General features: G+C 70.6%; 12 protein-coding genes and 2 pseudogenes. 8 read left to right on the top strand and 6 right to left on the bottom strand.

What is annotated here, in order from left to right:
* Positions 1–247 precede the first annotated feature (247 nt).
* Positions 248–1540, top strand: a complete 1293-nt coding sequence (locus tag ACGFS9_RS20040) for a condensation domain-containing protein (protein ID WP_393254878.1) — start codon at positions 248–250, stop codon at positions 1538–1540.
* 47 nt (positions 1541–1587) lie between these two features.
* Positions 1588–2106 (top strand): RNA polymerase sigma factor, encoded by a 519-nt coding sequence (locus ACGFS9_RS20035; RefSeq protein ID WP_393254877.1) that lies wholly within the window; start codon positions 1588–1590, stop codon positions 2104–2106.
* A 282-nt stretch (positions 2107–2388) separates the two neighbouring features.
* Here the strand turns inward: ACGFS9_RS20035 and ACGFS9_RS20030 are convergent, their stop codons facing one another.
* The gene (locus ACGFS9_RS20030; RefSeq protein ID WP_393254875.1) at positions 2389–2931 is read right to left on the bottom strand and encodes a PAS domain-containing protein; all 543 of its coding nucleotides are present in this window, start codon (positions 2929–2931) and stop codon (positions 2389–2391) included.
* An 828-nt stretch (positions 2932–3759) separates the two neighbouring features.
* On the opposite strand from ACGFS9_RS20030, the gene ACGFS9_RS20025 reads away from it, so the two are divergent.
* On the top strand, positions 3760–4485 hold the full coding sequence (locus tag ACGFS9_RS20025) for a GNAT family N-acetyltransferase (RefSeq protein WP_393254873.1): 726 nt from the start codon (positions 3760–3762) through the stop codon (positions 4483–4485).
* Between the two features lie 392 nt (positions 4486–4877).
* Here ACGFS9_RS20025 and ACGFS9_RS20020 read toward each other — a convergent pair whose 3' ends face one another.
* The 3 genes from ACGFS9_RS20020 to ACGFS9_RS20010 form a co-directional block, all read right to left on the bottom strand.
* A complete protein-coding gene (locus tag ACGFS9_RS20020) occupies positions 4878–5699 on the bottom strand; it encodes a hypothetical protein (protein ID WP_393254871.1) in 822 nt (273 codons plus the stop codon).
* Positions 5700–5988: 289 nt separating this feature from the next.
* Entirely contained in the window at positions 5989–6399 is a 411-nt protein-coding gene (locus ACGFS9_RS20015) for an arsenate reductase ArsC (RefSeq protein WP_393254870.1), read from the bottom strand.
* Between the two features lie 14 nt (positions 6400–6413).
* Entirely contained in the window at positions 6414–6626 is a 213-nt protein-coding gene (locus tag ACGFS9_RS20010) for a hypothetical protein (protein ID WP_393254868.1), read from the bottom strand.
* Positions 6627–6718: 92 nt separating this feature from the next.
* On the opposite strand from ACGFS9_RS20010, the gene ACGFS9_RS20005 reads away from it, so the two are divergent.
* The 3 genes from ACGFS9_RS20005 (at position 6719) to ACGFS9_RS19995 (ending at position 8942) form a co-directional block, all read left to right on the top strand.
* Positions 6719–7033: an ArsR/SmtB family transcription factor gene (locus ACGFS9_RS20005; RefSeq protein ID WP_393254867.1), complete on the top strand. Its 315-nt coding sequence runs from the start codon at positions 6719–6721 to the stop codon at positions 7031–7033.
* A gap of 110 nt (positions 7034–7143) precedes the next feature.
* Positions 7144–7884: an aquaporin gene (locus ACGFS9_RS20000; RefSeq protein ID WP_393254940.1), complete on the top strand. Its 741-nt coding sequence runs from the start codon at positions 7144–7146 to the stop codon at positions 7882–7884.
* Positions 7881–8942 (top strand): ArsO family NAD(P)H-dependent flavin-containing monooxygenase, encoded by a 1062-nt coding sequence (locus ACGFS9_RS19995; protein WP_393254865.1) that lies wholly within the window; start codon positions 7881–7883, stop codon positions 8940–8942. Before ACGFS9_RS20000 ends, ACGFS9_RS19995 begins: the two co-directional genes overlap by 4 nt.
* Positions 8943–9035: 93 nt before the next feature.
* Here the strand turns inward: ACGFS9_RS19995 and ACGFS9_RS19990 are convergent, their stop codons facing one another.
* Positions 9036–9413 carry an ArsR/SmtB family transcription factor gene (locus ACGFS9_RS19990; protein WP_393254863.1) on the bottom strand — a complete coding sequence of 126 codons (378 nt, stop codon included), beginning with the start codon at positions 9411–9413 and terminating at the stop codon, positions 9036–9038.
* A 69-nt stretch (positions 9414–9482) separates the two neighbouring features.
* Between ACGFS9_RS19990 and ACGFS9_RS19985 the strand changes: the two are divergent.
* Positions 9483–9824, top strand: a pseudogene (locus ACGFS9_RS19985) (flavoprotein); the annotation flags it as partial.
* Between the two features lie 99 nt (positions 9825–9923).
* Positions 9924–10342, top strand: a pseudogene (locus ACGFS9_RS19980) (Tn3 family transposase); the annotation flags it as partial.
* Positions 10343–10363: 21 nt separating this feature from the next.
* On the opposite strand, the gene ACGFS9_RS19975 reads toward ACGFS9_RS19980, so the two are convergent.
* Positions 10364–10924 (bottom strand): hypothetical protein, encoded by a 561-nt coding sequence (locus ACGFS9_RS19975; protein WP_393254861.1) that lies wholly within the window; start codon positions 10922–10924, stop codon positions 10364–10366.
* Positions 10925–11226 lie beyond the last annotated feature (302 nt).

The raw sequence follows: 11226 nt of genomic DNA, 5'->3' as shown, positions 1-11226 counted from the left end.
GTCAAGCCGGTCCGGGCTCCCCGAACGGAATTCAGGTGTTTCCCTGAAAAACGCGGGTTCCGGGATAGCGACTCCCGCGACGAACTTTAGGGAAATCACGAGACTTTCCCCGGGGCACCGGGTCGGCAGTGGATTCGAGCGGGTCCAACCATGCACTCTCGAAAGGACATCGGCTGGACCCACGCCATCGACCACGGGTCGGCGGGCCGGCTTCCGGGAATGAGCGGGCGGAAAGAGGTCCTGACTTATGCGCCGTGCGTTGTGTCCGGTGGAGACGCTGTACGTGGGGCAGCGCAGCCGAGCTGTGCTCTCCTGCACCCTGCGCGGCCGAGTCGACACCGGGGCGCTGTCGTCCGCGATCGACGCGGTGACCGATGCGCATCCGTCGCTGCGGGCCCGCATCGTTCCGGACGGCGGTGGCTTCGCGCTGCAACTGCTGGAGGACGCGGAGCGCACCCGGCTGGCCACCCGGACCGGCACCGCCGAAGAGGCCCACAGGGTCGAGCTGAACACGCCGCTGCCCGTCGGGGGGCCGCTGAGCCGTGCGGTCCTGGTGAGCGAGCCGGAGGGCGACGGCCACCTGTTCGTCCTCTCGGTGGACCACACCGTGGTCGACGGGCACAGCGGCATCGCCCTGCTCAACGAGATCTGGGACCGGTACCGGGAACTGGTCGAGGGCGGGCAGCGGCCGGTCGGCGGGGACGGCGCCGCCGCCTGGCCGGTGCCGATCAGCGAGTTGCTGCCCCCGACCGACCCGGCGCGGACCGCCGCGTACCTGGACCGGCGCACCGAGGAGGCGCTCCGGCATCCGGCGGAGCTGGTCGCCTACGACGTCACCGACCCGTCCGCCGCCGAGGGCCGGATCGAGGTCTGCCGGCTGACGCTGGACGAGGAGCGCACCGGCCGGCTGCGCCGCGCCGCCCGCGCGGCCGGCGTGTCCGTGCACGCCCTGGTCGCCGCGGCGCTGTTGACGACGGCCCGCGGGCGCCTGCCCGGCGACGGGCCGCGCACTCTCGGCTGCCTCTCCCCCGTCGACCTGCGCTCGCGGCTGTCGCCGCCGGTACCCGCGCTGGTGATGGTGCCCGCCGTCACCGCCCACCTCCAGTCCCTGGAGGTCTCCCCGGACTCGGATCCGCTGAAGCTGGCCCGGACCGTTCACGCGCGGCTCGGCGCGTTCGTCGCGGGCGACGGGCCCGCCCAGGAGATGCGGATCATGCCCGAGATCCCGCGCAATCCCGTCCTGCAACTGGCCACGGTGATCGCCACCAACATGGGTGCCGTCCCCGGCCCCCGCCTGCCGGCGGGCCTGGAGGTCACCGACGTCCGGCTGATGCCCGCCCGGGAACAGTACTTCCCGGCGGCTGGGCGCAGTCCCGTGATGGCCTGCGTCGTCTCCTTCGAGGGGCGGCTCGCCATCGAGTTCCCGTACTTCACCGCCTGCTACAGCCCGACGTTCGTCCGGAGCTTCCGCGACGGGGCCGGCGCGGCGCTCGCCGCCTTCACCGACGCCGCCGAGCCCGTCCCCGCGCCGTCGGGCTGAACGACTCGCCGCACCGCACCGGCCACCGCAAGGAGCCCTTCGCCACCATGAGCGCAGTCAGCGACATCCCCACACCCCTGGCGCTGCTGCCGCACGCCCAGGCGGGCGACGAGCAGGCCATGAACCAACTGCTGACCGGGATCACTCCGTACGTCGCCCGGCTGTGCCGGTCGATCACGCGCGACGACGGGGCCGACGCCACGCAGGAGGCCCTCTTCGCCGTCTACCGCGGTCTGCGCACGCTGCGTGAGCCGACCGCGTTCTACGGCTGGGTCCGCTCGGTGACGGTCCGCGAGGCCGTGCGCACCGTGAAGCGGGCCGGCGAGCAGCGGCCCTGCCAACGGGTGGAGCCGGGGCAGGAGTCGGACCCGCTCGACGCGGTGCACATCAGCGACGTGCTGGACCGGCTGTCGACGTCCCACCGGCAGGTGCTCACGCTGCGCGCCTACGGCCTCAACGAGGAGGAGATGGCCCGGGTGCTGTCGCTGCCGGTGGGCACGGTGCGGTCCCGGCTGCACCGCGCGCGCCTGCGGTTCCGGGAGGCGTGGCAGCCCTCCGCGGCGTAGGCGTTGCCAGGCACCTCTACGCGGAGTGCCCCGGGCGGCCGGACCCCGGTACGGCGGCGGCCGTCGCCGGGGGCGTTCCGGCGCCGGACGACCCCGTGCCCGTGTCCCCCGTCGTCCGCGCCGAGGGCTGTCCCGTAGTCCCGGGCGGGCGCACGACGACAGCGACGGCACCCCGTCGTTATCGGAACGCCCGAATGCGCGCAGTATGAGGGCGCCCCTCCGCCTTGCGAAGCACCGCATCCGACGCCGCGCGCCGATCCACCCGGGACTGCGGAGCAGCCCTCAGTCGACGAGGTCCGGCAGCACCTGCGGGGGCCACCGGCCGGGCGCGAACAGGCCGAGTGCGTGAGCGCGGGCCACCAGGGCGGGCCGGTTGGGGGCGTCGAAGCGGCGCAGGAGCAGACCTACGCGGTACTCGACTCCCTGGCGGCTCAGGTACAGCCGGCCGGCCAGTTGCACGGTCGACGCACCGCTCGCCACGCCCTCGAGTACGCGCGCGTCGAGTTCGCTGAGCGTCAGTTCGCGGGGGCCCGGCGTGTCCGCGTCCCGCACGGGGCACAGCAGCAGGACCAGTCCGGCCGGCCCGGCCGGGCCGGTGACCGCTATGGCCGTCAGATCCGCGGCGAAGACACGGCCACCGCCGTGCCGGCCGGCCACCCGCTCCGTGAACCAGTTCGCGCGGCCCTCGGAAAGGTCGGTGAACCGATGACGCAGGCGGGCGGGTGCACCCGCCCGGAGCAGGTCGCTCAGCGAGCGGCCGCATATCTCGCCGGGACTCGCGCAGAACAGTGCCGCGAATTCGGCTTCCGCGGCGGTGATGGTCATGTCTTTCGGACAGGCGTGGGCCGTATAGGTGCGGCGGCGGTTCGCGCCGGCGCCCGTGTCGCCGGCAGTGGACAAGGGGGTGATATTTGGGGTCACCACGGACATACGGTCTTCCCTTTGCACGTGGGGAGGTAGCGACGCACCGCGCCCGATCCGGTGGCCTGCCTGGTGACTACGTTGTCGGGGTGCATGGTCCCGCGGGCCTCCGTCGGACGGGGGTGATATCGCATCAGGTCGGCATCTTGGAGGCTAAGGCGGGAATACCCGCCTGGCAAGTGTTCACCTATCGGGGCGCACATACGGTCAACTCCTTCGGCCATCACGTGATTTCGGCCATCCGGGGCCCGGCGCCGGGCTCTGCTGAAAGTCGACGCGGAGGGCAACCACCGAAAACGACGGGGAATCCTCTCCTGCACAACCCCGTTGCTGCCCGCCACGTCCCTCTGAGGGATGGGCAATTTCCGGACCCGGCCTCGGTTACGTGAGGCCCGCGAAAGACTCAAAATGGCCTCAGGGGATCAGCGGGCGAAATGCTGGAGCAGTCGCACTTCGGTCGGCATCCGAGGAAGCTCGGGCCGGAGCGATGCCTGAAGGTGGCAGCGGTGGCCGGTGGGGAGGTGCCCTCGATACCTCTCACGCCTGGAGTCGGACTCAAAGCCCCCTTCAGGCGTCCTCGGCTCAGGGCTCACCGCGGTCGCCACCCGGCGTCGTCCCCCACCCGCCGGGAACACCACCCGGAATCCGTTGCGTTGATGGCGAAGCTATATTCGGCAGTCGCGCGGTGCTGGAACAGCACGTCAGCAAACCTCTCACCAGGGGCAGGACACCATGTGGCAGGCGTTGTTCCGCCGATCCCCAGCACCGCTTCACCCACCTGTGCGCGGCAGGTGCAGCGAGGGCCGGCATGTGTTGCGCACCGAGCGGTTGCTGCTTTACACGCCCCTCATAGCTCAGGACGTCATCGCTTGCGCAGCAGTTGGATCCGACAGCGAGGCACAGCGCTGGCTGGGAGACAGAGCCGACAATGTGGTCCACGACGCGTACTCGCGAGAGGTGTTCCTGTCCATGCGCGCGGACGACGACCTCTCACGGTTCGAGACGCGCGACCGCCTGAGATTGATGAGGAAGATCGACAAACCCTCCAACGGCATAGCTCAGCTGACCGCCGTACATCTGGCTGACGGCAGATACGCGGGCACGACGACGGTGAGCCTCGCATCCGGTGAGATCGGTGGCGCCCTGGCCCCGGGCTACCGCCGGCAAGGACTGGGCGTCGAACTGTTCCGAGGCGCCCTCCAGTTCGGTCACCGGCACCTCGGACTCGCGGTCATGCGAGCCGGCGCCGAGCCGACCAACAGAGCCTCTCGGCAAGCACTCACGACAGCCGGCTTCACCCCTGCAGCGGGACCGCCGCGTTTCACCCTGGGTGACGGACGCACCATCGACGCATGCTGGTACCAGCACCAGCAAAAGGCAACGTCACACTGCCGCGGCGAGTACTCCAGCAGTACTTGGCGGCGCGGCCTGGGGAAACGTCGAGCAGACGGAGCGTAGTGGTCCTTCGGTCGTGCGGGAGCGGCCCCCGGCGTTCCCGCACTCCTCCCCCGCCGCCACGTGCATCTCCGGCTCCCGCCGACGGAGCCGAGTGCGCACCCGATCCGCACGCGCATGACACCGTGAGCGGCCCGGCGTGCCAGACCGCCGGCGTTCCTCGGAATCTCAGCGCCTGGCCGAGCGCTTCTGGCCGTCCTGTCCCCGCGTCCCCGGCGCTTCGGCTGCCTGCCGAACGTCGCATAGGCCGGTCGGCGTCGTTCTTCCCGGAGATCGCGGCACGACCGTCCACGCTCCGGGCTTCTTCCCCGAGCCCGCCACGACGCCCAGGGAGCCGCGAACGCCCCGCCCCCAGGTGCAAGGGGCGGGGCGTTCGTGCTCGACGGGTGTCGCGGCTACTGGACGACGTCGACGTAGTCGCCGTGGGAGGTGGCCGGGCCCGAGGTGCTGTTGCCGTAGTACTTCCAGCGCCAGGCACCGTCCTGGGTGGCGGTGACCGTCGTGGAGAGGGTTCCGCCGGTACCGGAGTAGACCTTCTTCACCGTGGAGTAGGAGCTGGATCCGGCCGGCTTGAACTGCAGGGAGACCCGGCGGCCGGAGTAGCCGTCGTAGTGGTTGGTGTCCCAGTTGGCGCGCTGGATCGTCCCCTTCACGGTGATCGCCTTGCCGGCCGTGACGGGCTCCGGCGAGGCGTTCATGTCACGGATCCGGTCGTAGCGCTTGACCTGCACGGTCGTGGACAGGTGATCGTCGTCGAAGCCGCCTCCCAGGCGCACTCCGGTCGCGCCCACCTTCCAGGACGTCGCGTCCGCGTTGATCAGACCCTTGCCGCCGTTGAGCCGCTCCGAGCGCGGGTCGATGTCGTGGACGCGGTCGCAGTCGTAGAAGTAGAAGCCGCCGGCCTTCGATTCCCGGCAGTCCTCGTTCCACTCGCTGGCGTCGTTCAGCGCGTCGCCGTTCGTCAGTGTGCCCTTGTACGCCCACACCCGGAACCAGTCCAGGGGAGCGGTGCTCTTGACTGTGAAGGTGACCGGGATCTGGACGGTGTTGGTGGTCCCGATCACGACGGGCTCACCGTCGTTGAACACCACGTTGTAGAAGCTGATGCCGTTCTCCGGCGTGCCCGTGGCCTGAGCCGTTCCCGGTCCCCAGACGACGGTCAGTGCGCACCCGAGTGTGGCCGCCGCTGCGGCCTGTACGGGTCTCTTGCCTTTCAATGGCCCCCCTTGGGCACGTGGAGGCGGTCGCCTGCGGGCCGGCACTCCGGCCCCGTCACGCGACCGCCACCTCTGTCGACCTGGGGATATTGCGCCATGGGCGTCCGCAAGGTCAATCCCGTACCGGTTGCCGCACCGCGATGCGCCATCAGCCGTACCGCGTCGAACGGGCGGTGTCACAGGGCAGCCCTCTCGGGATGCGCCGTCACCATGCGAGGTGCAGGCTCACGCCGGCCTCCGCCCTACCGGAACGTTGGTCCGGTCACGGTGCCGGTGGAGCAGTTCACGCTTACTGCCGGGCGTCGATCTCGGCGATCAGTGCCTCGATACGGGTGCGGATCTCGTCGCGGATGGGCCGGACGGCGTCGACGCCCTTGCCGGCCGGATCCTCCAGGGCCCAGTCGAGGTACTTCTTGCCCGGGAAGATCGGGCAGGCGTCTCCGCAGCCCATCGTGATGACGTAGTCGGACGCCTGCACGGCCTCGGTGGTGAGGATCTTCGGTTCGGCCGCGGAGATGTCGACGCCGACTTCCTTCATGGCCTCGACCGCGGCGGGGTTGACCTGGGCGCCCGGGACGGAGCCGGCCGAGCGGACCTCGATCCGGTCGCCCGCGAGATGGCCGAGGAATCCGGCGGCCATCTGCGAGCGGCCGGCGTTGTGGACGCAGACGAACAGCACGGAGGCGAGCGGCGAGGACATCGGTTCTTCCTTCGTCAGTGGATCAGGCAGGTCGTGCGGAGCGGAACCGCGGTTCGGACGTTCGCCAGGGAGGCGAGGGGTTCGGTGACGCGGGCATCGATCTCGTCGCGGATACGGCGGACGACGGCGATCGGCACCCTCTCGGACTCGGTCGCGGGCCAGTCCACGGAGCAGCGGCCGGGCTCGAACAGGGTAAGGGCGGAGGTACGGGGAACCCTGCCGGGCATGGGTGGCATGTGTCCCCACCGGTGATGGGCTACCGGCCCCCATCATCAGTCCAGGCTGGTATCAGTTCGAAGTGATGTGAGAGTATCAGCCCATGCTGACGTCAGTCGACACTGATCTGTTGCGAGTTCTGGCCGATCCGCTCCGCCTCCGGATCGTCACGCTGCTCGCCAACGAGACGCTCTGCTCCACGCATCTGATCGAGGAGACGGGGGCCAGACAGACCAACGTCTCCAATCATCTGAAAGTGCTGCGGGAGGCAGGGATCGTGGAGACGGAGCCATGCGGCCGGTTCACCTACTACCGACTCAAGGCAGACGTCATCGCCTCGCTTGCCGACGGGTTCGCCGACCTCGCGGAGACCGCGCGCGCCACCGCGGAGAACAACGTCAAGCGGTCCTGCCCCTGAATTCCCCGACGCCCGTCCACCGCCGCGTCCCGTCGACCTCCCGCACGCACCGAGGAGTCCCCTTGACCGCCATCGAGACCGCCGAGCACCACGGGCCCGAGGAATTCGCCATGGCGGCCGCCGGCGACCCGCAGCCCGCCCCGGGAGCCACTCCGCCGCAGAGCCCTCCGCTGCCGGCCAAGGCCGCGGCCGAACTGGTCGGCACCGCGGCGCTCGTCGCCGTCGTCGTCGGCTCCGGCATCCAGGCCACCGAACTGACCCAGGATGTCGGCCTGCAACTGCTGGCCAACTCCACTGCCACCGTCTTCGGCCTCGGCGTGCTGATCACCCTGCTCGGCCCGGTCTCCGGCGCGCACTTCAACCCCGTCGTGACCCTCGCCGAATGGTGGACCGCCCGCCGCGGCGGCGCGGGCGTCTCGGCCCGCGAGGCAGCAGCCTACGTTCCGGCCCAAATCGTCGGGGCCGTCGCGGGCGCGATCCTGGCCGATGCCATGTTCGGCGAACCGCTGGTGAAGTGGTCCACCCACGACCGGTCCGCCGGGCACCTGCTGCTCGGCGAGGTCGTCGCCACCGCCGGCCTGATCCTGCTCGTCTTCGGCCTGGCCCGCACCGACCGGCTTCGCTTCGCACCCGTCGCGGTCGCCTCGTACATCGGCGCGGCGTACTGGTTCACCTCCTCGACGTCGTTCGCCAACCCCGCCGTAACCATCGGCCGCGCCTTCACCGACACGTTCGCGGGCATCGCCCCCGGCTCGGTCGCGGGCTTCGTCGGCGTGCAGCTCGTCGGTGCCGTGGTCGGACTTGCGCTGGTGGCGCTCATCTTCATGCCGGGCCGGAAAGCCGCCGGGTGACGCACACGTCCCCGGTGGTGGTGATCGGTGGCGGCCAGGCCGGGTTCGCCGCCGGTTACCACCTGCGGCGCCAGGGCCTCGGCTTCGTGATCCTGGACGCCGCGACGGCACCGGGCGGGTCCTGGCAGCACATGTGGGACTCGCTGCACCTGTTCTCCCCGGCGGAGCACTCCTCGCTGCCCGGCCGCCTCATGCCGGCCCAGCCCGGCCGGACGTACCCGGGCGCCGGGCACGTCGTGGGCTATCTCGCCGACTACGCAAAGCGCTACGACCTGCCCGTCCGGCAGGGCACCCGCGTGCGGGCCGTTCGCCGTCACGGCGACGAGCTTCTGGTCGAGGCCGACACCGGCACCTGGCGGGCCCGCGCGGTCATCAGCGCCACCGGCAGCTGGTCGCGGCCCTTCCTCCCGGCCGTCCCGGGCCGATCCGTCTTCACCGGCCGGCAACTGCACACGGTGGACTATCGCCGGCCGGCCGACTTCACCGAGCAGCGGGTCGTCGTCGTCGGCGGTGGCAACTCCGGTGCTCAGATCGCAGCCGACTTGGCCTTGGACGGACGGGTCGGCGTGACGTGGGCGACCCGGCGCCCACCGCGGTTCCTGCCCGACCACATCGACGGCCGTGCCCTGTTCGACGTCGCCACCGCCCGCCGGCGCGCCCTTGACGCGGGCCGAGACGACACGGGCGGAGTGGCATCGCTCGGCGACATCGTGGCGGTACCGCCTGTACGCGCCGCCCGCGACGCCGGACTCCTTCAGGTGAGGACGATGTTCTCCCGGCTGACCGCCGCCGGCGTCCGGTGGACCGACGGCAGCGAGGCAGGCGCGGATGCGGTCATCTGGTGCACCGGCTTCCGTCCCGCTCTGTCGCACCTCGCCCCGCTGGACCTGCGCGGACCGCGCGGCCGCATCCCCACCGACGGCACCCGCGCCCGACACGAGCCGCGGCTGCACCTGCTCGGCTACGGCGACTGGACCGGCCCTGCCTCGGCAACCCTGATCGGCGTCGGCCGGACCGCCCGGGACGCCGTCCGCGAGGTCGCCGACCTGCTCAGGTAGGCGCGGGGTGGACCGCCTCACCGGCACCATCCCGCCCACCTGGTGGCGCGAAGCTCCACGTGGTCCGGCCGTGTCGACGGGCGCCCGCGGGGGTCATGCCGCAGCCGGTGCTCCCACCAGCAGTTGCCCCATGGCGGCGAGCACGGACGGCTCCACGCGGTAGTAGACCCAGGTGCCGCGTCGCTCGGAGGTGAGCAGCCCGGCCTCCTTGAGCTTCTTCAGGTGGTGGGAGACGGTGGGCTGGGAGACGCCGACGTCGGAGATGTCGCACACGCAGGCCTCGCCGCCCTCGTGCGAGGCCACGGCCGAAAACAGCCGAAGGCGGACGGGGTCACCGAGTGCCTTGAACATCCGCGCGGCGGTCTCGGCCTCGTCGGCGGTCATGGGGCGTTCCGTCACCGGCGGGCAGCACGGCACCACACCCTGACCTTCGGCGGGCTCAAGCAGGGGCAGCACCTTCGCATGCGACATGCGTCTATGTTGACACACGTCGAACCAGCTCGGGGGGTCCGTCGCCGGTGCGCGAGATGCGCGAGCGCGGTGCCGGGCGACACGGTCCACGATCCCATCGGGCCGGCCGCTGCCGCCCACCTGCTCAAACGCGGCATCGAGCCCCTGCTTCTCGAATCCGGCCCGGCCGCCGGAGCCGCTGTGGGCGAGTGGTCGCACGTACGGCTGTTCTCCACCCGGAACGAGGTGGTCGACCCGGCCGCCGAAAGGCTCCTCTCCGCCACCGGCTGGGCGCGGCCGGACTCCGCGACCCATCCCTCCGGCAGCGAAAGGGCCGGCCGGTACCGGCAGCCGCTCGCCGACGTCCTCGGCAGACGAGTACGCACCGGCGCACAGGTCACCGGCGTCTCACGGGCGGGCCGGGACCGAATCCGACCTCGGGGAATAGCGGTACAGCGGCTATCGGTGACAGCGATCATGGACGTCTGGCGCAGTGATCCACTTCGCTGCTGGGGTTCGGTGAAACGGCACCTGCGAGTGGTCGACCCGGTGGACGAGACCTACGCCGGCAGATGAACCGGCAACTCACCGTGCAGAAATGCCGTCACAAGCTCGCCCGCGACGTGTGCCACGGCAAGCGCGCAACCATCCACCAGGCGTACCGCGACGGCGTTGAGGACCAGCTCGGCACGCTCGGCCTGGCCCTCAACGCCATCGTGCTCTGGACCACGAAGTACATCGCCGCCGCCGTAGCCCAGCTCCGGGCCGAGGGCCACGAGATCCGCGACGAGGACATCGCCCGCCTGTCTCCGCTCACGCACCGCAACCTGAAGATGCTAGACCGCTACAGCTTCACCGCCTCCACCCCCGCCGCCGGCGCCCTGCGCCCGCTGCGCGACCCGGACGCGCCGGGGCTGGACGAGGACGACGGCGCCGGACAGAACAACTAGGCGGTCATCTCATCCGCCTGGTCAGGAGGTGGAGCAGATCGCGGCGGCGATGGCACGGCCGGAGTGGAAGCGGGCACCCCAGCCGTTGCCGTCGCCAGTCGGCGTGTTCGCCTCGACCATGTCGTAAGCGGTGCCGCCGTTGGCGAAGACGCCATTGCCCTGGTAGCCGCCGCCGATCACCTTGCTCCCGGACGGACAGGTAGCAATCGCGTTCTCGCCCGCTGCGGACTGGGCACTCTTCGCCACGGTGACGGATGCTCCGCTCTTACAGATCGCGGTGGCGATGGCACGGCCGGAGTGGAAGCGGGCACCCCAGCCGTTGCCGTCGCCGGTCGGCGTGTTCGCCTCGACCATGTCGTAGACGGTGCCGCCGTTGGCGAAGACGCCATTGCCCTGGTAACCGCCGCCGATCACCATGCTCCCGGACGGACAGGTAGCAATCGCGTTGCCACCAGGCGAGGATTCGGCACTCCTCACCACCGTGATGGCTGGGGCAGCGGCCTGCACGGTGGTAGCGCCCACGGTCGCCGCTCCGCCGAGAACCAGGCCGGCAGTGCTCCAGATGAGCCAGTTCTTCTTCATGGGTACCTCTCACTCAACGCTGATGCCCAAGATCAGCAGACATGCCGACGTTACCCAAAGTGGTCACATGCACACACAGCGTCCGGATCGGGTGGAGTGAATCCGGCCACAGCAGACCCCCAGGCCAGGGAACGCAAAACCGCCAACCGGTCGCGAGTTCGAAGGTCCTTCGGGGTAGGGGGCTGCGCGGCGACTTTCCACTTCCTCGTCTCCCCTGCCATAAGACGATCAAATGACGACAGGGGCGACGGGCGTCCAATGAACCCGGTGATTCCGGGGCCCGACGGCGGCTTCGTTCCGAT

The sequence above is a fragment of the Streptomyces sp. NPDC048566 genome, assembly GCF_043199735.1.
In the GTDB taxonomy this organism is placed as follows: Bacteria; Actinomycetota; Actinomycetes; order Streptomycetales; family Streptomycetaceae; genus Streptomyces.
Note: the sequence above shows the minus strand (reverse complement) of the source record. Positions and strands in the feature narration are given on the sequence as shown.

Excerpts from the sequence above, each read along its gene's own strand:
- ACGFS9_RS20000 (WP_393254940.1), top strand. The coding sequence starts at position 7,144 with ATGGCGGCCGCCGGCGACCCGCAGCCCGCCCCGGGAGCCACTCCGCCG.
- ACGFS9_RS20035 (WP_393254877.1), top strand. The coding sequence starts at position 1,588 with ATGAGCGCAGTCAGCGACATCCCCACACCCCTGGCGCTGCTGCCGCAC.
- ACGFS9_RS20010 (WP_393254868.1), bottom strand. The coding sequence starts at position 6,626 with ATGCCCGGCAGGGTTCCCCGTACCTCCGCCCTTACCCTGTTCGAGCCC.
- ACGFS9_RS20015 (WP_393254870.1), bottom strand. The coding sequence starts at position 6,399 with ATGTCCTCGCCGCTCGCCTCCGTGCTGTTCGTCTGCGTCCACAACGCC.
- ACGFS9_RS19975 (WP_393254861.1), bottom strand. The coding sequence starts at position 10,924 with ATGAAGAAGAACTGGCTCATCTGGAGCACTGCCGGCCTGGTTCTCGGC.
- ACGFS9_RS20030 (WP_393254875.1), bottom strand. The coding sequence starts at position 2,931 with ATGACCATCACCGCCGCGGAAGCCGAATTCGCGGCACTGTTCTGCGCG.
- ACGFS9_RS19990 (WP_393254863.1), bottom strand. The coding sequence starts at position 9,413 with ATGTCGCATGCGAAGGTGCTGCCCCTGCTTGAGCCCGCCGAAGGTCAG.
- ACGFS9_RS20005 (WP_393254867.1), top strand. The coding sequence starts at position 6,719 with ATGCTGACGTCAGTCGACACTGATCTGTTGCGAGTTCTGGCCGATCCG.
- ACGFS9_RS20040 (WP_393254878.1), top strand. The coding sequence starts at position 248 with ATGCGCCGTGCGTTGTGTCCGGTGGAGACGCTGTACGTGGGGCAGCGC.
- ACGFS9_RS20025 (WP_393254873.1), top strand. The coding sequence starts at position 3,760 with ATGTGGCAGGCGTTGTTCCGCCGATCCCCAGCACCGCTTCACCCACCT.